Annotated in this window: 25 protein-coding genes and 1 pseudogene; 9 read left to right on the forward strand and 17 right to left on the reverse strand. The window is 68.9% G+C overall.

What is annotated here, in order from left to right; translation table 11 throughout:
• Nucleotides 1-195 precede the first annotated feature (195 nt).
• Complete coding sequence (locus LXE91_RS00325; RefSeq protein WP_039370524.1) at nucleotides 196-2088, forward strand: ArnT family glycosyltransferase; 1893 nt, start codon at nucleotides 196-198, stop codon at nucleotides 2086-2088.
• Nucleotides 2089-2273: 185 nt separating this feature from the next.
• Here LXE91_RS00325 and LXE91_RS00330 read toward each other — a convergent pair whose 3' ends face one another.
• From LXE91_RS00330 to LXE91_RS00410, 17 genes and pseudogenes are all read right to left on the reverse strand, one after another.
• Nucleotides 2274-2891 (reverse strand): DUF924 family protein, encoded by a 618-nt coding sequence (locus LXE91_RS00330; RefSeq protein WP_039370521.1) that lies wholly within the window; start codon nucleotides 2889-2891, stop codon nucleotides 2274-2276.
• Complete coding sequence (locus LXE91_RS00335; RefSeq protein ID WP_039370520.1) at nucleotides 2888-3619, reverse strand: alanyl-tRNA editing protein; 732 nt, start codon at nucleotides 3617-3619, stop codon at nucleotides 2888-2890. Before LXE91_RS00335 ends, LXE91_RS00330 begins: the two co-directional genes overlap by 4 nt.
• Before the next feature lie 103 nt (nucleotides 3620-3722).
• Nucleotides 3723-4133 carry a group II truncated hemoglobin gene (locus LXE91_RS00340; protein WP_039370515.1) on the reverse strand — a complete coding sequence of 137 codons (411 nt, stop codon included), beginning with the start codon at nucleotides 4131-4133 and terminating at the stop codon, nucleotides 3723-3725.
• 43 nt (nucleotides 4134-4176) lie between these two features.
• Nucleotides 4177-6680: pseudogene (locus tag LXE91_RS00345) on the reverse strand (ABC transporter permease).
• 107 nt (nucleotides 6681-6787) lie between these two features.
• Nucleotides 6788-7405, reverse strand: a complete 618-nt coding sequence (locus tag LXE91_RS00350) for a DUF4126 domain-containing protein (RefSeq protein WP_011352729.1) — start codon at nucleotides 7403-7405, stop codon at nucleotides 6788-6790.
• A gap of 211 nt (nucleotides 7406-7616) precedes the next feature.
• Complete coding sequence (gene sugE, locus LXE91_RS00355; RefSeq protein WP_039370509.1) at nucleotides 7617-7937, reverse strand: quaternary ammonium compound efflux SMR transporter SugE; 321 nt, start codon at nucleotides 7935-7937, stop codon at nucleotides 7617-7619.
• A gap of 146 nt (nucleotides 7938-8083) precedes the next feature.
• The gene (locus LXE91_RS00360; protein WP_039370679.1) at nucleotides 8084-8368 is read right to left on the reverse strand and encodes a putative hemolysin; all 285 of its coding nucleotides are present in this window, start codon (nucleotides 8366-8368) and stop codon (nucleotides 8084-8086) included.
• A 157-nt stretch (nucleotides 8369-8525) separates the two neighbouring features.
• Nucleotides 8526-9224, reverse strand: coding sequence for a two-component system response regulator KdpE (kdpE, locus tag LXE91_RS00365; protein ID WP_039370506.1), 699 nt, complete (start codon nucleotides 9222-9224; stop codon nucleotides 8526-8528).
• Nucleotides 9217-12060: a DUF4118 domain-containing protein gene (locus LXE91_RS00370; protein WP_039370503.1), complete on the reverse strand. Its 2844-nt coding sequence runs from the start codon at nucleotides 12058-12060 to the stop codon at nucleotides 9217-9219. The genes kdpE and LXE91_RS00370 overlap by 8 nt, the downstream gene beginning before the upstream one ends.
• A 153-nt stretch (nucleotides 12061-12213) precedes the next feature.
• Nucleotides 12214-12795, reverse strand: a complete 582-nt coding sequence (gene kdpC, locus LXE91_RS00375; protein WP_039370500.1) for a potassium-transporting ATPase subunit KdpC — start codon at nucleotides 12793-12795, stop codon at nucleotides 12214-12216.
• Between the two features lie 25 nt (nucleotides 12796-12820).
• Nucleotides 12821-14905, reverse strand: a complete 2085-nt coding sequence (kdpB, locus tag LXE91_RS00380) for a potassium-transporting ATPase subunit KdpB (protein WP_039370496.1) — start codon at nucleotides 14903-14905, stop codon at nucleotides 12821-12823.
• Between the two features lie 54 nt (nucleotides 14906-14959).
• Nucleotides 14960-16765: a potassium-transporting ATPase subunit KdpA gene (gene kdpA / locus LXE91_RS00385; protein WP_039370493.1), complete on the reverse strand. Its 1806-nt coding sequence runs from the start codon at nucleotides 16763-16765 to the stop codon at nucleotides 14960-14962.
• Nucleotides 16762-16854, reverse strand: a complete 93-nt coding sequence (kdpF, locus tag LXE91_RS00390) for a K(+)-transporting ATPase subunit F (protein WP_006752209.1) — start codon at nucleotides 16852-16854, stop codon at nucleotides 16762-16764. Before kdpF ends, kdpA begins: the two co-directional genes overlap by 4 nt.
• Nucleotides 16851-16973: a hypothetical protein gene (locus tag LXE91_RS00395; RefSeq protein ID WP_256093628.1), complete on the reverse strand. Its 123-nt coding sequence runs from the start codon at nucleotides 16971-16973 to the stop codon at nucleotides 16851-16853. Before LXE91_RS00395 ends, kdpF begins: the two co-directional genes overlap by 4 nt.
• A 192-nt stretch (nucleotides 16974-17165) precedes the next feature.
• The gene (locus tag LXE91_RS00400; protein WP_039370487.1) at nucleotides 17166-18140 is read right to left on the reverse strand and encodes a quinone oxidoreductase family protein; all 975 of its coding nucleotides are present in this window, start codon (nucleotides 18138-18140) and stop codon (nucleotides 17166-17168) included.
• Between the two features lie 190 nt (nucleotides 18141-18330).
• Nucleotides 18331-18723, reverse strand: a complete 393-nt coding sequence (locus LXE91_RS00405; protein ID WP_039370485.1) for a methylglyoxal synthase — start codon at nucleotides 18721-18723, stop codon at nucleotides 18331-18333.
• Between the two features lie 48 nt (nucleotides 18724-18771).
• Nucleotides 18772-19551: an SDR family oxidoreductase gene (locus tag LXE91_RS00410; RefSeq protein WP_039370482.1), complete on the reverse strand. Its 780-nt coding sequence runs from the start codon at nucleotides 19549-19551 to the stop codon at nucleotides 18772-18774.
• A 229-nt stretch (nucleotides 19552-19780) separates the two neighbouring features.
• Between LXE91_RS00410 and upp the strand changes: the two genes are divergently transcribed.
• The 8 genes from upp (at nucleotide 19781) to LXE91_RS00450 (ending at nucleotide 26173) form a co-directional block, all read left to right on the forward strand.
• Nucleotides 19781-20431 (forward strand): uracil phosphoribosyltransferase, encoded by a 651-nt coding sequence (gene upp, locus LXE91_RS00415; protein WP_011352740.1) that lies wholly within the window; start codon nucleotides 19781-19783, stop codon nucleotides 20429-20431.
• 227 nt (nucleotides 20432-20658) lie between these two features.
• Nucleotides 20659-21387 carry a YebC/PmpR family DNA-binding transcriptional regulator gene (locus LXE91_RS00420; protein ID WP_046543589.1) on the forward strand — a complete coding sequence of 243 codons (729 nt, stop codon included), beginning with the start codon at nucleotides 20659-20661 and terminating at the stop codon, nucleotides 21385-21387.
• Between the two features lie 104 nt (nucleotides 21388-21491).
• Entirely contained in the window at nucleotides 21492-22769 is a 1278-nt protein-coding gene (purD, locus tag LXE91_RS00425) for a phosphoribosylamine--glycine ligase (RefSeq protein ID WP_039370477.1), read from the forward strand.
• Nucleotides 22770-22887: 118 nt separating this feature from the next.
• Nucleotides 22888-23811, forward strand: a complete 924-nt coding sequence (hemF, locus tag LXE91_RS00430; RefSeq protein WP_039370475.1) for an oxygen-dependent coproporphyrinogen oxidase — start codon at nucleotides 22888-22890, stop codon at nucleotides 23809-23811.
• Nucleotides 23808-24539 carry a nicotinate-nucleotide adenylyltransferase gene (locus LXE91_RS00435; protein ID WP_046196932.1) on the forward strand — a complete coding sequence of 244 codons (732 nt, stop codon included), beginning with the start codon at nucleotides 23808-23810 and terminating at the stop codon, nucleotides 24537-24539. Before hemF ends, LXE91_RS00435 begins: the two co-directional genes overlap by 4 nt.
• A gap of 4 nt (nucleotides 24540-24543) precedes the next feature.
• Nucleotides 24544-24993 carry a ribosome silencing factor gene (gene rsfS / locus LXE91_RS00440; protein ID WP_039370472.1) on the forward strand — a complete coding sequence of 150 codons (450 nt, stop codon included), beginning with the start codon at nucleotides 24544-24546 and terminating at the stop codon, nucleotides 24991-24993.
• A 25-nt stretch (nucleotides 24994-25018) separates the two neighbouring features.
• A complete protein-coding gene (rlmH, locus tag LXE91_RS00445) occupies nucleotides 25019-25489 on the forward strand; it encodes a 23S rRNA (pseudouridine(1915)-N(3))-methyltransferase RlmH (protein ID WP_011352746.1) in 471 nt (156 codons plus the stop codon).
• A gap of 51 nt (nucleotides 25490-25540) precedes the next feature.
• Nucleotides 25541-26173 (forward strand): Maf family protein, encoded by a 633-nt coding sequence (locus LXE91_RS00450; protein ID WP_039370469.1) that lies wholly within the window; start codon nucleotides 25541-25543, stop codon nucleotides 26171-26173.
• The last annotated feature ends 6 nt before the right edge of the window (nucleotides 26174-26179 follow it).

A 26179-nucleotide genomic window follows, 5' to 3' on the forward strand; every position in this document is an offset into this window, starting at 1 on the left:
AAGCAATCCGTCGTCACGACACCACAAATCTCCACAATTTCGTGACACGAACGGTAATCCACCGTAACAATTCCGTGGTCTACTAGCGGACATTCAGACAGGTGTCATAAACCCCTGCCCGTTGGCCCTTGATGTGGCCCCAATCGGTCCTGCCCAAGTCGCCGGACCGGCTCGACTCGACCCGAGACTCCTTCCATGCCCGGAACCGCAGCGCCCAGCCGGCGACGCACGTCTGTGCCCGCCCCGGCCCAGCACACCCGCTCGACCGCCGACGCCGACCTCACTGCAGCGCTCGACGCCGCCGGCACGCCCGTCGTCGCCTCGACCACCGCCACCAGCGCGACGCGCGAACGCTCGCGCCCGCTCGGCTGGCGCACGTGGCTGTTCGTCGTCGCCCTGATCTGCGCGTATACGCTGCCGGGCGTGCTCGGCCACGATCCATGGAAGCAGGACGAAACCTACACGTTCGGCATCATCCAGCACATGCTCGAGACCGGCGACTTCGTCGTACCGACCAATGCCGGCCTGCCATTCATGGAAAAGCCGCCGCTTTACGCGTGGGTCGCGACCAGCCTTGCATGGCTGCTGCAGCGCGTGATGCCGCTGCACGACGCCGCTCGGCTCGCGAGCGCGCTGTTCGCCGCACTCGCATTCGGCTTCATCGCGCGCGCGGCGCGTGTCGCCAGCCGCGCAGACTCCTGGTTCGACCTGCGCGTGATCGGTCCCGTCGTGCTGAGCGCCGGCACGCTCGTCGTCATCAAGCACGTGCACGACATGATGACCGACGTCGCACTGTTCGCCGGCACGGCAATCGCGTTCTGCGGACTGCTCGAACTCGTGATGCAGCACGTCGCGCGCGCGCAGCAGATGCGGCACGGGCTGCCGGTCCGGCCGTCGAGTCGCTGGGCCGCGCCGACCTTCGGCGCGGGCGTCGGCATCGCGCTGATGACGAAGGGGCTGTTCGTGCCGCTCGTGTTTGCAGCCACGCTCGTCGGTGCGCTGGTGCTCTACCCGGCCTGCCGCACCCGCGCGTTCGCGCGCTCGCTCGGCGTCGCGGCACTGGTGTTCGCGCCATTCGCGCTCATCTGGCCGATTGCACTGTTCCTGCGCTCCGAGACGCTGTTCATGACGTGGTTCTGGGATAACAACGTCGGCCGCTTCTTCGGTTTCTCCGTCCCCGAACTGGGCGCGGAAAACGACAAGCCGTTCTTCATCCTGCGTGCGTTCCTGCTCGTCGGCTTCCCGGTCGCGCCGCTCGCGATCGTCGCGCTCGCGCGCGGTGCGTGGCGCGACTGGCGCACGCCGCGCATCGCGCTGCCCGTGATGTTCGTGGCGATCGGGCTCGCCGTGCTGCAAGTGTCCGCGACGTCGCGCCAGCTCTACATCCTGCCGTTCTTCGCCCCGCTCGCGCTGGTCGCCGCGCAAGCCATCGAACGCCTGCCGCACCGGCTGCATCTCGCGTGGGATTACCTGAGCCGCATCCTGTTCGGCACGGCCGCCGCGCTCGCATGGGCCATCTGGGCGGTGATGGCCGATCCGGCCGCGTCGCGCGCGGATCTCGCGCCGCTCGGCCGCTGGCTGCCGCTCGACTGGACGATGCCGATCGAACCCGCGCTCGTGATCGGTGCGCTCGCGCTGACGGTCGGTTGGCTGACGCTGCTGCCCAAGCTGCGCGCGACCGGCGTGTGGCGCGGCGCGCTGTCGTGGGGCGCCGGCGCACTCGTCGCATGGGGGCTCATTTACACGCTGCTGCTGCCTTGGCTCGACGTCGCGAAGAGCTACCGCTCCGTGTTCGACGACCTGAACGCGCACCTCGCGCTCGAGTGGAACGACGGCGACTGCATGGCGAGCCTGCACGGGCTCGGCGAATCGGAAGCGCCGATGCTGTACTACTTCTCCGGCATCCAGCACACGCCGATCGCCGACGCGAAGACGACGCGCTGCACCTGGATGATCGTCCAGGGCGTGCGGGCCGTCGATCCGGCGCCCGGCAACGCATGGAAACTGTTCTGGACGGGCGCCCGCCCGGGCGACAACGAGGAACTGCTGCGCGTATACGTGCGCACGCCCGAACAGCACGCGGAGTAACGGGCGGAGGCACGGCGTGCCGCCGTGCTGGCTCTCATGCCGGGCGTGGAGCGGTGAGCGCCACCGCCCGAGCAGCGAACAGCCATCGGGAAATGCGCGCCGCCGACCGGTGTTCCCCGCCGCCACCGTGCCCGCGTGACTCCGCGGGCCTGCCCCCTTCCCACGTCACGCAACTGCCCGAATCGTCAGAACGAGGAACCGGGCTCGCGAAGAAACGCCGTCTCCTCGTCGCTCGATGCCCGGCCAAGGATCGCGTTCCGGTGCGGAAAGCGGCCGAAGCGCTCGACGACGGCCGCATGCAGCAACGCGAAGCGGTGATAGCTCTCGCACCCTGCCTCGTCCCGGATGCCCGCGCACAGGCGCACGGCCTCGCGCTGGCTCTCGACCGACTCGTCGTGCTCGAACGGCAGATACGCAAACGCACGGTGATGCCCGCTCGGCAACTGCGCGTCCCAGCCAGCCGCGACGACACGGCGCGCGAGCGCGAGCGCCTTCGGATCGGCGGCAAACGCGCGCGGCGTGCCGCGATGGATGTTGCGCGAGAACTGGTCGAGCACGACGATCAACGCCAGCGCCCCCGACGGCGAGCCGGCCCAGTGATCGCAAGCGCCTTCGCACGCGGCGTCGAGCAAAGCGCCGTAGCGCGTGCGCAGCACGTCGTCGAACGCCGCGCCGCCGTTGAACCAGACCTTGCGGTTCTGGCCGAATTCGGCCGAGCCCGGCTCGCCGAACCAGAAATCCAGAATCTCCCGCGCTTGCGGATCGAGCGCCGCCGCGCCCGCGTGGGTGGTGTCGATCGTCATGCAAACTCCAGTACGAGGCGCCGGGTGCGCGCGCTCTTCTTTTCCAGTTTCGCGACCCGCAGCTCGCCGATTTCGGACGTATTGCGCACATGCGTGCCACCGCACGGCTGCAGGTCGACCTGCTCGATGCGCAGCAGCCGCACACGGCCGAGGCCCATCGGCGGCTTCACGCTCATCGTGCGCACGAGGTCCGGCCGTGCGGCCATCTCGTCGTCGGTGATCCATTCGGTCGTGACCGGGTGCGCGCCGACCACGAGGCCGGCGAGGCGCCGCTCGACGTCGTCGCGGTCGATTGCATCGGATGTCGCGAAATCGAGCCGCACGTAGTCGGCCGTCACGCTGCAACCGTCGACCGCGTACGGCAGCACCGCGCACATCAGGTGCGCCGCGGTATGCAGCCGCATGTGGCGATAGCGGCGCAGCCAGTCGATTTGAGCGACCACGCGCATGCCGGGCTCGAGCGCCGCGACACTCGCCTCCTGCCCCGGTGCGGGCACGTGCACGGCGTCGTCGGGGGTTGCGCCGTCGAACCTGGCCTTGCGCGTATCGGCAATCGCGATCGTGCTGCCGTCGGGCAGCGTCAGCGTGCCGGTGTCGCCGGCCTGGCCGCCGCCGAGCGGATAGAACACGGTGCGGTCGAGCCGGATGCCGTCGTCGCCGACGTTCAGGACGACCGCGTCGCATTGCGTGAGGTATGCGTCTTCGCGAAACAGTGCTTGTGTCGTCATCGGGCGAGCCTCGTATCGATTCGGGAAGCGGCCAGTGTCGCGCCGCACGGCGCGCGCGCCCAGACGCAAATCGCCCCCGCACGGGCGGCGGCGTACCGGTCGATCAACCGGGCCGGTTGCGCATCCAGTCGGCCGTGTCGTAGAACGAATGCATGAGCCGCTCGCGCAACGGCTCGGCCAGCCCGATGTCGTCCATCGCCCACGCCATGCAGCGCAGCCACTGGTCGCGCTCGACCGACGCGATCGGGAACGGCAGGTGCCGCGCACGCAGCCGCGGATGGCCGAACCGGCTGATGTAGTGGTCGGGGCCGCCTAGCCACCCGCACAGGAACCAGAACAGCTTGTCGCGCGAACCGTCGAGCGACGCCGGGTGAATCGCGCGAATCTGCGCGAACTCGGGTTCGAGGTCCATCAGGTCGTAAAAGCGGTCCACCATTTCGCGCACGCGGGCTTCGCCGCCCACGAGCTCGAACGCCGTCGGTTGCGACGGCGCATCGTCATTCACATCGGTCATACGGATAGTCGGAAAACGGGATCTTCGGGGCCGCCAGCGACGCTCAGGCGTCGCGCAGCGACTGCAGCGCGGGGCGCCGCAGCACATTATGCAGGCTCAGCCAGCCGGCCGCACCGGCGCACGCGACGCCGGCCGCGATGCCGGCCGGCACGAGCCACGGATCGACGGCGAGCTGGAAGTCGAACACGCGCGACGCGAGCACCCAGCCGACCGCGATCGCGCCTGCCGAGGCCAACGCACCGGCCAGCGTGCCGACCACGACGAACTCCGCGCGCTGCACCGCGTTGACCTGCGCGCGCGACGCGCCGAGCGCGCGCAGCAGCGCCGCCTCGCGCACCCGCTCGTCGCGCGTGCCGGCCAGCGCCGTGTACAGCACGAGCACGCCGGCCGCGAGCGTGAACATGAACAGGAACTGCACCGCGCCGACCACCTGCAGCATCATCCGCTGCAACTGCGCGAGAATCGGCGCGACGTCGATCGCGGTCAGGTTCGGATAGCGCGCGATCAGCGGATCGAGCAGCGCGGCATTCGATGCCGGCAAATGGAAGCTCGTCAGGTACACGGCCGGGAAATCCTTCAGCACCGGCGGCGGCATCAGCACGAAGAAATTGACGCGGAACGAACCCCAGTCGAGCTTGCGCACGCTCGTGATCGGCGCATCGACCGTCAGCCCCGTCACGTCGAAGCGCAGCACGTCACCCGGCTTCACGTTCAGCGTCTTCGCGAGGCCAGCCTCGATCGAGATCTGCGGCGTCGCCGCGGTGCCGAACCAGTCGCCTTCGACGATCCGGTTGTCGAACGGCAACCGGGTCGTATAGGACAGGTTGAACTCGCGGTCGACGAGCCGGCGCGCCTCCTCGGACGGGTAGGCGTCCGGATTCACCGGCTTGCCGTTGATCGCGACGAGGCGGCCGCGCACCATCGGCTCGGGCACCGCGTCGCGCACGCCGTGCGCGGCCAGATAGGCCGCGACGTCGGCGCGCTGGTCGGGCTGGATGTCGATCAGGAACTGATTCGGCGCATCGGGCGGCGTCGACTGCCGCCACCCTGCGACGAGGTCGTTGCGCGTGATCGCGATCAGCAGCAGGCACATCAGGCCGAGCGCGAGCGCGGTGATCTGCAGCGCGCTGGCCGTGCCGCGCCGGTGCAGCGACGCGAGCGCGTAACGCCAGCCGACGCCCGCGGCCACGCGCGCGTTGCGCACCGCACGCGCGGCGGCGAACAGCACGAGCCGCGCGATCAGCGCGAAACCGACCAGCGCGCCGGCGAAACCGCCCGCGACGATCAGCCCGAGTTTCAGGTTGCCGGCGGCCACGATCAGCAGCCCCGCGAACAGCACGACGCCGACCGCATACGCGGCCCACGCGGTGCGCGACGCATCGCCCACTCGCGCCGCAGCACGCGCACCGGCGGTACGCGCGTGAGCGGCACGAGCGGCGGCAGTGCGAAGCCGAGCAGCAGCACGAGCGCGGCGCCCATGCCGATCAGGGCCGGCCACAGCGTGGGAGGCGGCAGCACCACGTCGATCAGGCCGCCCAGCGCGGCCAGCAACGCCCAGTGGCCGCCGTAGCCGAGCACCGCGCCTGCCGCGCCGGACACGATCCCGATGCCGGCGAATTCGAGTGCGAACAGCGCGCCGAGCGTGCGGCGGCTCACGCCGAGGCAGCGCATCGTCGCGCAGCCGTCGAGATGGCGCCGCATGTAGCGCTGCGCGGCCATCGCGATCGCGACCGCCGCGAGCAGCGCGGTGAGCAGCGCGACGAGGGTCAGGAAGTGACGCGCACGATCCAGCGTCTGCCGCACCTGCGGCTGGCCTTCCTGCAACGACTCGAGACCGACGCCGCGCAGCTTGCCGCCGTCGACGCGTGCATGCGCATACGCTTCGAAGCGGGTGACAGCCTGCTGGTCGCCGGCAACCAGCAGCCGGTACGTGACACGGCTGCCGTAGCCCGTGAGCCCGGTCGCGGCCAGCTCGTCCGCGCGCATCATCAGCCGCGGCGAAAAATTGACGAAGGAAAACCCGCGATCGAGTTCTCGGGAAATCGACGCGGCGACCTTGAACGTGCGCAGCCCGACGCGCACCGTATCGCCCGCCTTCAGGTGCAGTGCATCGAGCAGCGCCGGATCGGCCCATACGGTGCCGGGCGCGGGAATCGCGGCCGCCTTCTGCGCGGCGGCCGCGCCGGCCGGCACGATATCGACCGCGCCGCGCAACGGATAGCCGGGCGACACGGCCTTCACGGCCGCGAGGCGCGAGGGCGCCGCGTCGGTCGCCTGCCCGCCCGTGGCGGACGCGATCATGCTCGGGAAGATGGCGGTCGTCGCGGTACGCAGGCCGAGCGCGCGGGCTTGCTGATCGAACGACGGATCGACGGGGCGATCGGCCCGCACGACGAAGTCGGCGCCGAGCATCTGGCGCGCGTCCCGCTCGAGCCCCTGGCGCAGCCGGTCGGCGAGGAAGCCGACGCTCGTCAGCGCCGCGACCGCGAGCACCAATGCAACAACGAGCAGCGTCAGCTCGCCCGCGCGCCAGTCGCGCGCGGTCATGCGGGCGGCCTGGCGGATCAGGTCGCGCAGGCCGAAGCGGCCTGCATGCGCGTGCACCTCAAGGCCGGATTGCCCGGCCGGCGGCTGCGCCGCGTGTTGCCGCCCCTTCAATCGCGCTTCCCCCCGATCGAATTGAGCCGCGACACCATGTGGTTCGCCATGCCGCGAAAGCCGCCCGAGACACCGCGCCACAGGCGCGGGAGCGCCCACGCAGACGCCGCGATGAAGGCGGCAAGCAGCACGAGGAAGGCTAGCGGAACGAAGAACGCGAGCACGAGCCCGCCGACCACGAGGCCGTCCTCGGTAGACGAGGCGATCCAGTTCGAAATCGGTTCCGGCGACAGGTTGATCATCGCGCGCGTGCCGGCCTTCGCCACGTGTGCGGCACCGGCGAGCGAGCCGCCTGCGAGCCCCGCGACCGCGAGCACGGTCGGATCGGCGTGGCCGAGCGCGCCGGCCGCGAGCACCGCGCCGGCCGGAATGCGGATGAAGGTGTGCACGGCATCCCACAGCGAGTCGAACGCGGGGATCTTGTCGGCAAGGAATTCGGTGACGGTGAGCACGGCCGCGGCACCGATGACCCACGGCGACATCAGGACGGCCAGCGTGTCGGGCAGGTGGAGCCAGCCGAACCGCGCCAGCACGCCGGCGATCAGCACGGTCAGGTACAGGCGCAGGCCGCTCGCCCACGCGAGCCCCGCGCCGAGCGAAATGGCTTCGATCATGGCCCTCTCCTTGCACTTTCCGTGCGATTTGCCGATTGATCGGATCGGGTTGGACAGACAGGCCGCGCGGCGCGTGGCGACCGGCACCGCGTGCCGCGAGAAGCACGACGGTATTCAGGCCCGAATGCGTTCCATTATAGACAGGCTAGGCGCACGGCCGGCGCAATTCCTCGGTGCGGCACCCGGGTGCACGCGCGCCCGGGTGCCCGCGTCAGGCAGCGGACGACAGCTTGAGGCCGATCAGCCCCGCGACGATCAGCGCGGCGCTCGCGACGCGCGCGACGGTCAGCGCCTCTCCCATCATCACGATGCCGAACACAAACGCACCGACCGCGCCGATGCCCGTCCACACCGCGTACGCGGTGCCGAGCGGCAACTGGCGCATCGCAACCGCGAGCAGCCCGAAGCTGGCCAGCGCCGTCACGATCGTAAACACCGACGGACCGAGCTTCGTGAAGCCGTCCGACGATTTCATGCCGGCCGCCCAGGCCACTTCCAGCAACCCGGCAATGAACAACAATACCCACGCCATCTCGACGTACTCCGTATCGGATGGGGCCGTCCCCGTTGAAACGAATGACCCGGGGTCGTCCCCGGGCGGCGCCGAGTATAACAAGATGCTTACGGCCGCGGCGCGTGGCCGGCGGCCGATCGGGGGCGCAACCGGCCCGCTGCCGGTCAGTTCGATACGCGCTTCGGCGTGGCGCCGCCGACGCAGCGGTCGTCGCGGTACAACGCCCACTCCTCGCACACGCGGCCGTCCTTGAACACGCACATGCCGACCTGCCCGCTCGCCAGGTTGCGGATCGTGTGGCGGCCGCCGAGCTTGGCGCAATTGACCGACGCGGGGTTGGCCATCGCCTGCTGCTGCGACGACGGTTGCTGCCCGGGCGGCAGCGGTTGGGCGAACGCGCCAGACGCGGCAAGCGCCAGCGCACAGATGACGACCAGACGGACGGACATTGCACGCTCCTCGTTTTCGTTCGCGGAACGGTCAGGATAACGGGGAATGAGCGCCGGGTGTGCAACGCGCGCGCCGGCCGCGAGACTGTCGCGCCGGCGCAACCTGCCGGCGCGCGACGTCACGTGCACGTGCGCCGTTGCGCACGGGCTACGCCCGTCATGCGGCGCCGACCAGCCGGTAGCCGACGCCCGTCTCCGTCACGATGTACTCGGGCTGCGCCGGGTCGCGCTCGAGCTTCTGGCGCAGGTGCGCCATGTAGATGCGCAGATAGTGGTGGCTTTCGACGTGCGACGGCCCCCACACGTCGCGCAGCAGCTGGCGGTGCGTCAGCACGCGCCCCGCGTGCCGCACGAGCGTCGCGAGCAGCCGGTATTCGAGCGGCGTCAGGTGCACGATCTCGTTGTCGCGCCACACCTGGCGCAGCGCGAGATCGACGGTCACGGTGCCGAAGGTCACCTTCGGCGACTCGTTCGCGCCGCCCTGGTTGCGCCGGCGCAGTTGCGCGCGAATCCGCGCGCGCAGTTCGGACACGCCGAACGGCTTGGTCAGGTAATCGTCGGCACCCGCGTCGAGCGCCGCGACTTTCTCCTCTTCCTGCGTGCGCGCGGACAACACGATCACCGGCACCTCGGACCAGCCGCGCAGTTCTCGGATCACGTCGAGGCCGTCGGTATCGGGCAGGCCGAGATCGACGATCACGAGATCGGGCTTGCGCGTCGCCGCGTCGATCAGCCCCTGCTTGCCCGTCTCGGCCTCGAACACCGCGATGTCCTCCTCCTCGAGCGCGGCGCGCACGAAACGGCGGATCTGCTTTTCGTCCTCGATCAGGACGACGGTCAGGCTGGGTTCACTCATGGTCTGGCAATGATTCGGATGGAGACGACGCACCCGGCACTTCGGGTTCGTCGTCGGGTACGGCAGGCGCGGCAGGCGGTGTCTCGACCGGCAGCGTGAACCAGAAACGCGCGCCCGTCACATGGCCGTCGGGTGCTGTACGGTTGAACGCGCCGATTTTACCGCCGTGCGCTTCGACGATCGCGCGGCAGATCGCAAGGCCGAGGCCGATGCCCGGCGTCGCCGATTCCTTCTCGCCGCGCGTGAACTTGTCGAAGATCCGCGTTTCCATCCCGGCCGGCAGGCCGGGACCGTAGTCGTCGACGAGCACGCGCACGAACGGCAGCCCGTCGTCGGTCACGCGCTCCGCACCGATGTCGAGCGGCGTATCGGCCGGCGTGTACTTCGCCGCGTTCTCGAACAGGTTGGTGAACAGGCGCTCCATCAGCACCGCGTCCATCTGCAGGAGCGGCAGGTCGGCCGGCAGCACGACGCGCGCCGGATGGCGCGCAAGCACGCGCTTGCAGGCGGCGAGTGCGGCGCCGACGGTTTCCTCGAGCAGCGACCACTGGCGCTTCAACTGCAGGCTGCCGGCCTGCAGCCGCGCCATGTCGAGCAGGTTCGTGACGATGCCCGTCATCCGCAGCGCCTCGTCGTGGATCGCGTCGACGAGTTCTCCCTCGCGCTGCGCGAAGCGTTCGGCCGCCGCCGCATCGCCGCCCTGTGCGGCCGCGCGCCCGTTCGCGAGCATCGACGAGAAGCCGACGATCGTCGTGAGCGGCGTGCGCAGGTCGTGCGAGATCGCCGACAGCAGCGAGTTGCGCAGCCGCTCGGATTCCATGTTGACGAGCGCGTCGCGCGCGATCTCGACGTAGTGCACGCGCTCGAGCGCGAGCGCGATCTGCGCGGCGAACGCGTCGAGCATCCGCTGCTGCTCCGGCACCTCGAGTTCGCGCGGCTCGCGCGATGCGACCGCGAGCACGCCGCGCGTGCGCATCGGCGCCTTCAGCGGCAGGTACAGCGCGGCCGTCGCGGGCAACGTATCGGTGCCGCGGCCGGCCGGCTTCTGCTGGTCGTACACCCACTGGCCGACGTCGCTGTCGAGATCGGCGCCCGTCAGCGTGACGGCCGCATCGGGCTCCTCGATCTTCTGGCGCACCTTGTCCGCGCTGTCGGGCAGCAGGAATGCGACGCGCGCGCGGAACACCTCGCCCACGTGACGGCTGCCGATCTCGACGATCTGTTCGGTGGTCAGCGCCGCGCCCAGCTCGCGCGCCATCGCGTAGATCGCGCCGGTGCGGCGCTCGCGGCGCTGCGCGACGCTCGCCTGGCGCGTCAGCGTCGACGTCAGGTGGCTGATCACGAGCGACGTCAGCAGCATCCCGAAGAAGGTCAGCAGGTACTGCGTGTCGCTGACCGAGAACGACATGCGCGGCGGCACGAAGAAAAAATCGAACGCGGCCACCGACAGGAACGACTGCAGCACGCCCGGGCCGCGCCCGAGCCGCACGGCCGAGAACACGACGCCGAGCAGGTACAGCATCACGAGGTTCGTGAGGTCGAGCCGCTCGGACACGAGGCTCGCGACGACCGTGATCGCCGCGCAGATCGCGGCCGCATACACGTAGTGCCGCGGCGGCGAACGATGCGTGCCGAACTGCGCGAACGCGTCGCGCCAGTCGCGCGCACGCGCGTCGAGGGGCGCTGCACGCGCCTCGTCGCTCGCGGACGCCCGGATCAGCATCAGGTCGACGTCGCCCGCGCGTTCGGCAAGCTTCTCGCCGAAGGGCCGCACGAAGCGGCGCACGAGCCCGACCTTCGGCGAGCCGCCCGCGACGATCTTCGACACGTTGCGCACCTTCGCATAGCCGATCAGCGCGGCGACCGCGTCTGCGCCGGCGAGCGTGGCCGTCTCCGCGCCGAGCTCGGCCGCGAGCTTCAGAGCGTCGAGCGTGCGCTGCCGCCGTGCGTCGGGCAGGCGCTGCAGGCGCGGCGTCTCCACATAGACGGCGATCCAGTCGGCCTTCAGGCTCGCGGCGAGCCGCGCGGCCGCCCGCACGAGCGTCGGCGCCTCAGGGCCCGGGCCGACGCACACGAGCAGCCGCTCGCGCGCCTGCCAGATGCGCTGGATCGAACGATCGGCGCGATATTCGCGCATCTGCGCGTCGACGCGATCGGCCGTGCGCCGCAGCGCCAGTTCGCGCAGCGCGATCAGGTTGCCCTTGCGGAAGAAGTTGCGCACCGCGCGCTCGGCCTGCTGCGCGAGATAGACCTTGCCGTCGCGCATCCGCTCGAGCAGTTCCTCGGCCGGCAGGTCGACGAGCGTGACTTCGTCGGCCGCGTCGAATACGCGATCGGGCACGGTCTCCCACACGCGGATGCCGGTGATCGCGCCGACCACGTCGTTCAGGCTTTCGAGGTGCTGGACGTTGACGGTCGTGTAGACGTCGATGCCCGCGTCGAGCAGCTCGTACACATCCTGCCAGCGCTTCAGGTGCCGCGCGCCCTGCACGTTCGAATGCGCGAGTTCGTCGACGAGGATCAGTTGCGGCTGGCGCGCGAGCGCGCCGTCGAGATCGAATTCGGCAAGTGTGCGGCCGCGATAGTCGATGCGCGCGAGCGGCAGCACGTCGAGGCCGTCGAGCAGCGCGGCGGTTTCGCTGCGCCCGTGGGTCTCGACGATGCCGACGACGACGTCGACGCCTTCCTGCAGGCGCTGGCGCGCGGCCTGCAGCATCGCGTAGGTCTTGCCGACACCGGCCGACGCGCCGAAGAAAATCTTGAGCTGGCCGCGCCGCTGCTTTTCTTCGTCACGCTGCAGCTTGTCGAGGAGTTGGTCTGGATCGGGACGATTCATGCGTCAGAAAGGCGGAGCGCCCGGATGCGCGCGAGTACGAGCATTGTTGTTCCAAATCGCCGCAAAAGGCAAAGACGGCGCATGCGCCGTCGGGAAAAAGCTGCGTCCGGCGCGGATCGGGCCGCGCCGGACGCCGGTTGCCCGGATGCCCGGTCAGTGCGCGGCCTGCGCCGCGTCGAGTGCGAGGTTCAGCTGCAGCACGTTCACGCGCGGTTCGCCGAGCACGCCGAACTGGCGGCCCTTCGTGTTCGCGGCGACGAGCTGCGCGACCGCGTCGGGCGCCAGGTTGCGCGCCTTCGCGACGCGCTCGACCTGGTACGCGGCGGCGGCCGGCGTGATTTCCGGATCGAGGCCGCTCGCCGACGCCGTCACGAGGTCGACCGGCACCGGCTTCGACATGTCGGTGCCCGCGTCGCGCAGCGCGGCGATGCGCCCCTTCACCTGGTCGGCAAGCGACGGGTTCAGCGGGCCCAGGTTCGAGCCGCCGGAGCCGGTCGCGTTGTACGGCATCGGCGTCGTGGCCGACAGCCGGCCCCAGAAATACTTCGGCGCGTCGAACTGCTGGCCGATCAGCGCGGAGCCGACCGCCTTGCCGTCCTTCTCGATCAGGCTGCCGTTCGCCTGAGACGGGAACACGGCCTGGCCGATCACGGTCATCACGGCCGGGTAAGCGAGCCCCGTCACCGCGGTCAGCACGACAAAGATCACGACGAGCGGACGAATCAACGTTTTCATGATGTTTCCTTCAAATACGGCCGGCTCAGGCCCAGCCGAGTGCAGCGAGCGTCATGTCGATCAGCTTGATGAACGGGAACGGCAGCAGCACGCCGCCGAGGCCGTACACCAGCAGGTTGCGGCGCAGGAGCGAAGCCGCGCCGAGCGGCCGGTACGTGACGCCCTTCAGCGCCAGCGGAATCAGCGCGACGATGATCAGCGCGTTGAAGATCACCGCCGACAGGATCGCGGACGCCGGCGACGTCAGGTGCATGATGTCGAGCACGCGCAGCTGCGGGTACGTCGTCACGAATGCGGCCGGGATGATCGCGAAGTACTTCGCGATGTCGTTCGCGATCGAGAACGTCGTCAGCGACCCGCGCGTCATCAGCATCTGCTTGCCGATCTCGACGATCTCGATCAGCTTCGTCGGGTTCGAGTCGAGGTCGACCATGTTGCCGGCTTCCTTCGCCGCCTGCGTGCCGGTGTTCATCGCCACGGCGACGTCGGCCTGCGCGAGCGCCGGTGCGTCGTTGGTGCCGTCGCCCGTCATCGCGACGAGGCGCCCTGCGGCCTGGTGCTCGCGGATCGTCGCGAGCTTGGTTTCCGGCGTCGCTTCCGCGAGGAAATCGTCGACGCCCGCTTCCGCCGCGATCGCCGCGGCCGTCAACCGGTTGTCGCCCGTCACCATCACGGTCTTGATGCCCATCTTGCGCAGCTCCGCGAAGCGCTCCTTGATGCCGCCCTTCACGATGTCCTTCAGCTCGATCACGCCGAGCACGCGCGCCGCCCCGTCCTGCAGGTCGGCCACGACGAGCGGCGTGCTGCCGCGGCGCGCGACTTCGTCGACCGCACGGCGCACTTCCTCGGGGAAGCGGCTGCCGTGCGTCTCGACGTAATTGCGGATCGCATCGGCCGCACCCTTGCGGATTTCACGGCCCGGCAGGTCGACGCCGCTCATCCGCGTCTGCGCGGAGAAGCCGATGAACGTCGCGTGCAGCTGCCCCATGTCGCGCTGGCGAATGTTGAAACGTTCCTTCGCGAGCACGACGATGCTGCGGCCTTCCGGCGTTTCGTCGGCGAGCGACGACAGTTGCGCGGCATCGGCCAGCGCTTCCTCGGTCACGCCCGGCGCCGGCACGAACGTCGATGCCTGGCGGTTGCCGAGCGTGATCGTGCCGGTCTTGTCGAGCAGCAGCACGTCGACGTCGCCGGCGGCTTCCACCGCGCGGCCCGACGTCGCGATCACGTTCGCCTGCATCATCCGGCTCATCCCGGCCACGCCGATCGCGGACAGCAGGCCGCCGATCGTCGTCGGGATCAGGCACACCAGCAGCGCGACGAGCGCAGTGATCGTCACCACGTGGCCGGCCTTCATCGCTTCGACGGAGAACATCGAGAACGGCAGCAGCGTCGCGGTCGCGAGCAGCATCACGATCGTCAGCGCGACGAGCAGGATCGTCAGCGCGATCTCGTTCGGCGTCTTCTTGCGCTTCGCGCCTTCGACCATCGCGATCATCCGGTCGAGGAACGCCTCGCCGGGGTTCGCGGTGACCTTGACGACGATCCAGTCCGACAGCACGCGCGTGCCGCCCGTGACCGACGAGAAGTCGCCGCCCGATTCGCGGATCACCGGCGCGGATTCGCCGGTGATCGCCGACTCGTCGACCGAGGCGACGCCATCGACCACCTCGCCGTCGGCCGGGATCACGTCGCCGGCCTCGACCAGCACGACGTCGCCTTTACGCAGCTCGGTCGCGGTCGTGATGCGGATCGGCGACTTCGGATGCGGCTCGTTGAGCTTCTTCGCCATCACGTCTTTCTTCGCGCTGCGCAGCGACGCCGCCTGCGCCTTCGAACGCCCTTCGGCGAGCGCTTCGGCGAAGTTCGCGAACAGCACGGTGAACCACAGCCACAGCGCGATCGCGAGGATGAAGCCCGCGGGCGCCTCGGCCTGGCCGGCGAGCGCCGCGATCCACAGGATCGTGGTGAGGATGCTGCCGACGTACACGCAGAACATCACCGGATTGCGGAACTGCGTGCGCGGCGTGAGTTTCTTGAACGAGTCCACGATCGCCGGGCGCAGCAGCGCCGGATCGAACATGGACCGTGTTGCGGAATGTTGAGTCATTGCGATCTCTTCAATCTCTTCAGTCTTTTCAATGTGTCGCCATGCGGGCGCGCATCACGCGCCCAGCCACATCATCAGGTGCTCGACGCCCGGGCCGAGCGCAAGCGCCGGCACGTAGGTCAGCGCGCCCACCAGCAGCACGGTGCCGAGCAGCAGCACGACGAACAGCGGGCCGTGCGTCGGCAGCGTGCCGCTCGTCACCGCGATGCGCTTCTTCGCGGCGAGCGAGCCGGCGATCGCCAGCACCGGCACGATCGTGCCGAAGCGGCCGAACCACATCGCGATCGCGGTCGTCCAGTTGTAGAACGGCGTGCCGACCGTCAGGCCCGCGAACGCGCTGCCGTTGTTGTTGGCGGCCGAGCTGAACGCGTACAGGATTTCCGAGAAGCCGTGCGGCCCCGGGTTCGCGATGCCGGCCTTGCCCGCATCGGCGAGCACGGCGATCGACGTACCGACCAGCACCAGCAGCGGCGTGAGCAGCACGACGATCGACACCATCTTCATCTCGTACGCCTCGATCTTCTTGCCGACGTATTCCGGCGTGCGGCCGATCATCAGGCCGGCGACGAACACCGCGAGCAGCGCGAACACGAGCATCCCGTAGAGACCCGAGCCGACCCCGCCGTAGACCACCTCGCCCAGCTGAATCAGCAGCATCGGCACGAGGCCGCCGAGCGGCGTCAGCGAATCGTGCATCGTGTCGACGGCGCCGCACGACGCAGCCGTCGTCGCGACCGTGAAGATGCCGGTCTGCGCGATACCGAAGCGCGTTTCCTTGCCCTCCATGTTGCCGCCCGGCTGCAGCGCGCTCGCCGTCTGGTCGACGTGCAGCGCGGCGAGCGTCGGGTTGCCGCCCTGCTCGGCGCTCACCTCGAAGCCGATCGCGATCACGAACGCGACCGTCATCGCCGCGAGCACCGCGATACCCTGCCGGCGGTCGCCGATCATGCGGCCGAACACGAGACACAGCGAGGCCGGGATGATCAGGATCGCGAAGATCTGGATGAAGTTCGCGAACGGCGTCGGGTTCTCGTACGGGTGCGCGGAGTTCGCGTTGAAGAAGCCGCCACCATTGGTGCCGAGCATCTTGATCGCTTCCTGCGACGCGACCGGGCCCATTGCAAGCGTCTGCTTCGTGAGCGGGGTCGGCACCGTGACCGGATTGCCCTTGTCGTCCTTCACCGGATTGCCCTGCGCGTCGAGCTTCGGCGCCGCATAGGTGCTCGTCTGCAGCACCGGCACGTCCTCGTACGCCTTCATGTTCTGGATCACGCCCTGGCTCATCAGCAGCGCGGCGATGATCACCGACATCGGCACGAGCACGTACATCGTCACGCGCGTGAGGTCGACCCAGAAGTTGCCGATCGTCTGCGCGGTATGGCGCGCGAAGCCGCGGATCAGCGCGATCACGACGACGATGCCGGTTGCCGCCGACAGGAAGTTCTGCACGGTCAGGCCGAGCATCTGCGTCAGGTAGCTGACGGTCTGCTCCGGCGTGTAGTCCTGCCAGTTCGTGTTGGTGACGAAGCTGACTGCCGTGTTGAACGCGCCGTCGACCGTCATCGCGCCGAACTGCTGCGGATTGCCGGGCAGGAAGCCCTGCAGGCGCAGCAGGCCGTAGAGGAACAGCGCGCCGAGCGCGTTGAACGCGATCGTCGCGACGGCGTACTGCTTCCAGTTCATCTCGCTGCCGGCGTCGACGCCGGCGATGCGGTACATCGCGCGCTCGAGCGGCCCGAACACGCGCACGACGCGCGAGCTGCCGTCCATGACCGCGGACAGATAGCGGGCGACCGGAACGGCCGCCGCCAGCAGCACGACGATGAAGATCAGCGTTTGCAAGAGATTGTTCGCGTTCATTCGATGTCCTCCGCGCGCAGCAGCGCAAAGACGAGATACGCGAACAGCAGGGCCGTCGAGGCGCCCGCCAGCCAAAGCATCCAGGTCATGCTCGCCCCCCGCGACCGTATTGCACGAGCTTGTCGCAACCGGCAATCAAACCGAGGATCAGCGCGGTGAAGAGCACCAGTGCGCCGATAAATACCCCATCCATTTTTCTGTTCTCCATCGTCGAAATCAGACGACTAGAACCTTATGGGAACGCACGTAAAGGACGGGTCAAAGGTATCGGGGCGCGTATAAAAAACGCGTAAACGTGGCATTCGGGGGAGAACGACGGAAACCGGGAGGCGGGACGGGAGGCGCCGTGGCGCCGCCCGGACAAGCGCGTGCCGGCATGGCGCCGGCACGGGGGGACAGGTCAGGGAACGAGGATCGTCGAGCCGGTGGTCTTGCGCGCTTCGAGGTCGGCATGCGCGCGGCCGACTTCCGCGAGCGGGTAGCGCTGGTTGATGCTCGTCTTCACCTTGCCCGACAGGATCACGCCGAACAGCTCGGCGGCCGCGGCTTCGAGATCGGCGCGCTTCGCGATGTACGAGAACAGCGTCGGCCGCGTGAAGAACAGCGAACCGCGCGACGAGAATTCCTTCGAGTCGATCGGCGGCAGCGGGCCCGACGCATTGCCGAAGCTGACGAAATAGCCGAGCGGCGCGAGGCAGTCGAGCGAACCGATGTAGGTGTCCTTGCCGATCGAGTCGTAGACGACCGGCACGCCCGCGCCGCTCGTGATCTCCTTCACGCGCTGCGTGAAGTTCTCGCGCGTGTACACGATCGGATGGTCGCAGCCGTGCGCCTTTGCGAGTGCGGCCTTCTCGTCGGAGCCGACCGTCCCGATCACGGTCGCGCCGAGCGCCTTCGCCCACTGGCACACGAGCAGGCCGACGCCGCCGGCCGCCGCGTGGATCAGGATCGTGTCGCCGGCCTTCACCGGATACGTGCGGCGCAGCAGGTAGTGCGCGGTCAGGCCCTGCAGCATCACCGACGCCGCGTCGTCGTAGCTGATGCCGTCCGGCAGCTTCACGAGCCGCTCGGCCGGCATCACGCGTTCCTGCGCGTACGCGCCCGGCGGCTGCCCGACGTACGCGACGCGGTCGCCCGCCTTGAACGTGGTCACGCCTTCGCCGACGGCCGTCACCTCGCCTGCCGCCTCCATCCCGAGACCGCCGGGCAGCGCCTGCGGGTAAAGGCCGGTGCGGAAATACACGTCGATGTAGTTGAGGCCGACCGCGTGCTGACGGATACGGACTTCACCCGCCTTCGGTTCGCCGACCTCGACATCGACCCACTTCATCACGTCCGGGCCGCCCGGTTGGTCGTATCGGATTGCTTTCGGCATCGCTTCGCTCCTCGTGTCTGATTCTGTCTGGGAAAAATCCGGGTCGCCGATCCGCGGAGCCGGCCGGTTCATGCGGGAACCGGCCGGCAGTCGCGCGTCGCGACGCCCGATTCTCGCGCGCCGCGGCCATCCGTGCATGGCCCTGCCGCCGGCAGGGGCAATCGGGCGCGGGATCGGGCGCGGGTAGACCTTAGCAAATGTCCTGCATGTTGCGCGCCAGGTCGTCGAGCAGCATCCGCGCGGTGGCGACGTTGGTCGCGACCGGCACGTCGTGCACGTCGCATGCGCGCACGAGCGCGGTGATGTCGGGGTCGTGCGGCTGCGCGGTCATCGGGTCGCGCAGGAACACGACGATGTCGATGCGGCCGTCGGCCAGCTCCGCACCGATCTGCAGGTCGCCGCCGAGCGGCCCCGACAGCTTGCGCTCGACCTCGAGCCCGTGCGCGTCCGCGATGCGGCCGCCGGTCGTGCCGGTCGCCACCAGCCGGCATTGCGCGAGCGTCGCGCGGAATTCGCCCGCGAGCGCGACGATCTCGTCCTTCTTCGCGTCGTGCGCAATCAATGCGATGCGGGGTTTGCTCATCTCCAGGTCCTTTGTCTCAGGTGGTTGTCGTGAAAGGCGGCGCGCGCGTCAGAACGTGCCCGGATACGAACCGCCGTCGAGCAGCCAGTTCTGCCCGGTGATGTAGCCGGCGTGCACGCTGCACAGGAACGCGCACGCCGCGCCGAATTCCGCACGCGTGCCGAGGCGGCCGGCCGGGATGTCCTTCGTGCGCCGTGCGCGCATCTCGTCGACGCTCACACCCTGCGCCTTCGCCGCCGCGGCGAGCGTGGTCGCGATCCGGTCGGTGTCGAACAGGCCCGGCAGCAGGTTGTTGATCGTCACGCCCTGCCCCGCGACCTTGCGCGACAACCCCGCGACGAAGCCGGTCAGCCCCGAGCGCGCACCGTTCGACAGCGCGAGCACGTCGATCGGCGCCTTCACGGCCGAGCTCGTGATGTTGACGATCCGGCCGAAACCGCGCGCGATCATCCCGTCGACGGTCGCACGAATCAGCTCGATCGGCGTCAGCATGTTCGATTCGAGCGCGCGGATCCAGTCGTCGTGCGAGAAGTCGCGGAAGTCGCCGGGCGGCGGCCCGCCGGCATTCGTCACGAGAATGTCCGGCTGCGGGCACGCGGCGAGCGCGGCCGCACGCCCGTCCGGCGTCGTGATGTCGCAGGCGACCGCGGTCACCGACACGTTCGCGCCGGCGCGGATCTCCTCCGCGGTTTCCTCCAGCGTGTCGCGCGTGCGCGCGACGATCACGAGGTTCACGCCCTCGGCGGCCAGCGCTTCCGCGCAGCCGCGACCGAGCCCCTTGCTTGCCGCGCACACGAGCGCGGTCTTTCCTTCGATGCCGAGATCCATCGTCGATTCCTTGGTGGCGACACGCACCGGCTCGGCCCCGTCGGCCGGCGCATGGACCCCGGGTGGGCCAGGCGGGCAATCGGGCGGGCGCGGGCGCGCGGATTGTCGTGAGACGTCGATATTATCCGGATCATGCGACGCGCCTTGGTAAAATTGCCGACATAAGCGCGCGGCCGGCTTGCGCCCGCCCCCGCCCCCGATCCTCTTTTGCCGCCAAGGCGCCCCCGTCATGAAACAGGACAGCCGCTTCCCGAATCTCTTCATCACCGATCATCCGCTGATCCAGCACAAGCTCACGCACATGCGCGACAAGGACACGTCCACACGCACGTTCCGCGAGCTGCTGCGCGAAATCACGCTGCTGATGGGCTACGAGATCACCCGCAACCTGCCGATCACGACCAAGCGGGTCGAAACCCCGCTCGTCGAGGTCGACGCGCCGGTGATCGCGGGCAAGAAGCTGGCGATCGTGCCGGTGCTGCGCGCGGGTATCGGGATGTCGGACGGCCTGCTCGACCTGGTTCCGTCCGCCCGCGTCGGCCACATCGGCGTTTACCGCGCCGACGACCATCGCCCGGTCGAATACCTGGTGCGCCTGCCGGATCTCGAAGACCGCATCTTCATCCTGTGCGACCCGATGGTCGCGACCGGCTACTCGGCCGTGCACGCGGTCGACGTGCTGAAGCGCCGCAACGTGCCGGCCGCGAACATCATGTTCGTCGCGCTGGTCGCCGCGCCCGAAGGCGTGCAGGTGTTCCAGGATGCGCACCCGGACGTGAAGCTGTTCGTCGCGTCGCTCGATTCGCACCTGAACGAGCACGCGTACATCGTGCCGGGCCTCGGCGACGCGGGCGACCGCCTGTTCGGCACCAAGAACTGAGCCCCTGTACGGCCGCGCGGCTGCGGCCGGCGCGCGGCCCGGCCCGCGACGGCCCGCCTGGCCGTCCGGCCATGCGCGGCGGCCCCGATCCGGCGGTCGCCGCGTGATAAAATCTCGATCCACTCGACACGCGCGGCCCCGCGGCTTCATGCCCGCCGAAACGGCCGCCGATTCAACGACACATTGAAACAATCGCCCGCGCTGTGCGCCCGGGCACGGAGAAAGGTATGGCTGGTCATTCGAAATGGGCCAACATCAAGCATAAGAAGGCAGCGGCCGACGCGAAGCGCGGCAAGATCTGGACCCGCCTGATCAAGGAAATCCAGGTCGCGGCGCGCCTCGGCGGCGGTGACGTCAACACGAACCCGCGCCTGCGTCTGGCGGTCGACAAGGCGGCCGACGCGAACATGCCGAAGGACAACGTCAAGCGCGCGATCGATCGCGGTGTGGGCGGCGCGGATGGCGCGAACTACGAGGAAATCCGTTACGAAGGCTACGGCATCAGCGGCGCGGCGATCATCGTCGACACGCTGACCGACAACCGCACCCGCACGGTCGCGGAAGTCCGCCATGCGTTCTCGAAGTTCGGCGGCAACATGGGCACCGACGGTTCGGTCGCGTTCATGTTCGATCACGTCGGCCAGTTCCTGTTCGCACCGGGCACGTCGGAAGACGCGCTGATGGAAGCCGCGCTCGAAGCCGGCGCGAACGACGTGAACACGAACGACGACGGTTCGATCGAAGTGCTGTGCGACTGGCAGGCATTCTCGGCGGTGAAGGACGCGCTCGAAGCCGCGGGCTTCAAGGCCGAACTCGCCGAAGTGACGATGAAGCCGCAGAACGAAGTCGAATTCACCGGCGACGACGCGGCGAAGATGCAGAAGCTCCTCGACGCGCTCGAGAACCTCGACGACGTGCAGGACGTGTATACGAACGCCGTCATCGTCGAGGAATGATGTGCCGGCCGCCGTGTTCCTGTCGCGGCGGCGGCCCGACCGAATCCGCGGCCGGCGCGCCTGAGCGTGCCGGCCGCCCTGTTTTCTAGTCTGCGGGGAATCCCATGAAACTACTCGTCGTCGGTTCCGGCGGCCGCGAACATGCGCTGGCGTGGAAGCTCGCGCAGTCGCCGCGCGTCCAGATGGTCTACGTCGCGCCCGGCAATGGCGGCACGGCGCAGGACGAGCGTCTGAAGAACGTCGACATCACGGCGCTCGACGAACTCGCCGATTTCGCGGAACGCGAAGGCGTCGCGTTCACGCTCGTCGGGCCGGAAGCACCGCTCGCGGCCGGCATCGTCAACCTGTTCCGCGCGCGCGGCCTGAAGGTCTTCGGGCCGACCCGCGAAGCCGCGCAGCTCGAGAGCTCGAAGGATTTCGCGAAGGCGTTCATGAAGCGCCACGGCATCCCGACCGCCGAGTACGAAACGTTCTCCGACGTGGCTGCCGCGCACGCGTACATCGACGCGAAGGGTGCGCCGATCGTCGTGAAGGCCGACGGCCTCGCGGCCGGCAAGGGCGTCGTCGTCGCGATGACGCTCGAAGAAGCGCACGAAGCGGTCGACATGATGCTGTCGGGCAACAAGCTCGGCGATGCGGGCGCGCGCGTCGTGATCGAGGAATTCCTCGATGGTGAGGAAGCGAGCTTCATCGTGATGGTCGACGGCAAGCATGCGCTGGCGCTGGCGTCCAGCCAGGACCACAAGCGCCTCCTCGACGAAGATCGCGGCCCGAACACCGGCGGCATGGGTGCGTATTCGCCCGCGCCGATCGTCACGCCGCAGATGCACGCACGCGTGATGCGCGAGATCATCATGCCGACCGTGCGCGGGATGGAGAAGGACGGCATCCGCTTCACGGGCTTCCTGTATGCGGGCCTGATGATCGACAAGGAAGGCAATCCGCGCACGCTCGAGTTCAACTGCCGGATGGGCGACCCGGAAACGCAGCCGATCATGGCGCGCCTGAAGAGCGATTTCTCGAAGGTCGTCGAGCAGGCGATCGCGGGCACGCTCGACACGGTCGAGCTCGACTGGGACCGCCGCACCGCGCTGGGCGTCGTGCTGGCCGCGCACGGTTATCCGGACGCGCCGCGCAAGGGCGACCGCATCAACGGCATCCCGGCCGAGACCGAACAGGCCGTCACGTTCCATGCGGGCACGACGCTCGACGGCGACAAGCTGACGACGTCCGGCGGCCGCGTACTGTGCGTGGTCGGCCTCGCCGATTCGGTACGCGAAGCGCAGCAGCATGCGTACGAGACGATCAACCAGATCAATTTCGAAGGCATGCAATACCGCCGTGACATCGGCTTCCGCGCGCTCAACCGCAAGAGCGCGTGACGTTGCAATTGCCGCCCCGCCCGCAAGCGGCGGCGGCCCCTCTGCCGGGGTTCGTTAGAATGCCCGGCAGAAGCCTTTTTTACGGCCCCCGCTTCGGGCGGGGGCACCCAGTCCAGACATGACCGATTCGACCTACGACGTAGCGCGCGTGCGCACGTACCTCCAGGGCCTGCAGACACGCATCGCCGACGCGCTCGGCGCGCTCGACGGCACGCCGCTCGCGACCGATGCATGGCAGCGCGGTCCGGCCGAGCGCCTGCGTGGCGGCGGCTGCACGCGGATTCTCGAAGGCGGCCGCGTGTTCGAACGCGCGGGGATCGGCTTTTCCGACGTCGCGGGCGATGCGCTGCCGCCGTCGGCGAGCGCGGCGCGCCCGCAACTCGCGGGCCGCGGCTTCGAGGCGCTCGGCGTGTCGCTGGTGCTGCATCCGCGCAATCCGTACTGCCCGACCGTACACATGAACGTGCGGATGCTGATCGCGACGAAACCGGGCGAGGAGCCCGTGTTCTGGTTCGGCGGCGGCATGGATCTGACACCGGTTTACGGTTTCGAGGACGACGCCCGCCATTTCCACCAGACCTGCAAGGATGCGCTCGACCCGTTCGGCGTCGAGCTCTACCCGCGCTTCAAGAAATGGTGCGACGAATATTTCTTCCTGAAGCACCGCAACGAGATGCGCGGCATCGGCGGGATCTTCTTCGACGATTTCTCGGAGCCCGGTTTCGAACGATCGTTTGACATGATGCAAAGCGTCGGCGACGCGTTCCTGCAGGCCTACCTGCCGATCGTCGAGCGGCGCGCCGAGCTGCCGTACGGCGAGCGCGAGCGCGATTTCCAGGCGTACCGCCGCGGCCGCTACGTTGAATTCAACCTCGTATTCGACCGCGGCACGCTGTTCGGCCTGCAAAGCGGCGGCCGGACCGAGTCGATCCTGATGTCGATGCCGCCGGTCGCGAACTGGCGCTACAACTGGCAACCCGAACCGGGTTCGCCGGAAGCGCGCCTGTACAGCGACTTCATCGTGCCGCGCGACTGGGTCTGACCCTGCTTCAAGACAAGGACGCGTTTCTGGACACCACCGCCAGCCCCACCCCGCTGCCGCGTCGTATCGGCTTGCTGGGCGGCACTTTCGACCCGATCCACGACGGCCATCTCGCGCTCGCGCGCCGGTTCGCCGAGCTGCTCGGCCTGACCGAACTCGTGCTGCTGCCCGCCGGGCAGCCGTACCAGAAGCGCGACGTGTCGGCCGCCGAGCATCGGCTCGCGATGACGCGCGCGGCCGCCGGCTCGCTGTCCGTGCCGGGTGTGACCGTGACCGTCGCCACCGACGAGATCGAGCACGCCGGCCCGACCTACACGGTCGAGACGCTCGCGCGCTGGCGCAAGCGGATCGGCCCGCGCGCATCGCTGTCGCTGCTGATCGGCGCCGACCAGCTCGTGCGCCTCGACACGTGGCGCGACTGGCGCACGCTGTTCGACTACGCGCACATCTGCGTGTCGACGCGCCCGGGGTTCGACCTCGGCGCGGCGCCGCCGGACGTCGCGCAGGAAATCGCCGCGCGGCAGGCCGGCGCCGACGTGCTCAAGGCCACGCCGGCAGGCCACCTGCTGATCGATACGACCCTTTCGTTCGACATTGCCGCGACCGACATCCGCGCCCACCTGCGCGAATGCATCGCACGCCATGCGCAAATGCCCGACGCATCGGCCGAACATGTGCCGGCCGCCGTATGGGCCTATATTCTTCAACATCGCCTCTACCATTCCTGAATCCATGGATATTCGCAAACTGCAGCGCGTGATCGTCGACGCCCTCGAAGACGTCAAGGCGCAAGACATCAAGGTGTTCAACACCAGCCACCTGACCGAACTGTTCGACCGCGTGGTCGTCGCTTCGGGCACCTCCAACCGCCAGACCAAGGCGCTCGCGTCGAGCGTGCGTGACAAGGTCAAGGAAGCCGGCGGCGACATCGTCAGCTCCGAGGGCGAAGACACCGGCGAATGGGTGCTGGTCGACTGCGGCGACGCGGTCGTGCACATCCTGCAACCGGCCCTGCGCCAGTACTACAACCTCGAGGAAATCTGGGGCGACAAGCCCGTGCGGATGAAGCTCGGCGGCGGCAAGGGGAACGGCTTCGCCACGGCCAGCGAAGGCGACGACGACGAAGAAGAGGAAACCGCGCCCGCACGCCCGGCGCGCAAGACGGCCGCTCGCCGCCGTTGAGCTTCGAGTCGTTACGCGTCTTCCGATGAAGCTTTTCATCCTTGCGGTCGGCCACAAGATGCCGGGCTGGATCGCATCCGGCTTCGACGAATACACGAAGCGGATGCCGCCCGAGCTGCGCATCGAGTTGCGCGAGATCAAGCCCGAACTGCGTTCGGGCGGCCGCAGCGCCGAAAGCGTGATGGCGGCCGAGCGGCAGAAGATCGAGGCCGCGTTGCCGAAGGGCGCGCGTCTCGTCGCGCTCGACGAGCGCGGCCGCGACTGGACCACGATGCAGCTCGCGCAGGCGCTGCCCGGCTGGCAGCAGGACGGCCGCGACGTCGCGTTCGTGATCGGCGGTGCCGACGGGCTCGATCCGGAGCTGAAAGCGCGTGCCGATACACTGCTGCGCATCTCGAGCATGACGCTGCCGCACGGGATGGTGCGCGTGCTGCTCGCCGAACAGCTTTACCGGGCGTGGAGCATCACGCAGAATCACCCCTACCACCGCGCATGACGTGTCGTCCTCGAGACGCGCGCCACGCGCGCATACCGAGATAACGACACCATGCCGTCCAGCACGTCCCCCGCGCTTTTCCCGTTCCTCTACCTCGCTTCGCAAAGCCCGCGCCGCCAGGAGCTGCTGCAGCAGATCGGCGTACGCTTCGAGCTGCTGCTGCCGCGCCCCGACGAGGATGCCGAGGCGCTCGAGGCCGAGCTGCCCGGCGAAGCCGCCGATGCGTACGTGCGGCGCGTGACCATCGCCAAGGCCGAGGCTGCGCGTGCGCGCCTCGTCGCAAGCGGCAAGCCGGCCTCGCCGGTGCTGGTCGCCGATACGACCGTCACGATCGACGGCGCGATCCTCGGCAAGCCGGCCGACGCCGATGACGCGCTCGCGATGCTGACGCGCCTCGCGGGCCGCGAACACGCGGTGCTGACCGCCGTCGCCGTGATCGATGCCGACGGCGAACTGCTGCCGCCCGCGCTGTCGCGCTCGTCGGTGCGTTTCGCGGCCGCGTCGCGCGACGCATACGCGCGCTACGTCGAATCGGGCGAGCCGTTCGGCAAGGCCGGCGCGTACGCGATCCAGGGGCGCGCGGCCGAATTCATCGAGCGAATCGACGGTTCCCATTCGGGTATCATGGGTCTGCCCCTTTTTGAGACTGCCGCGCTGCTACGCACCGCGCGCGTCGCCTTCTGAACCCAC

Origin of the sequence: Burkholderia contaminans (assembly GCF_029633825.1) — a bacterium.
Lineage (GTDB): Bacteria > Pseudomonadota > Gammaproteobacteria > Burkholderiales > Burkholderiaceae > Burkholderia > Burkholderia contaminans.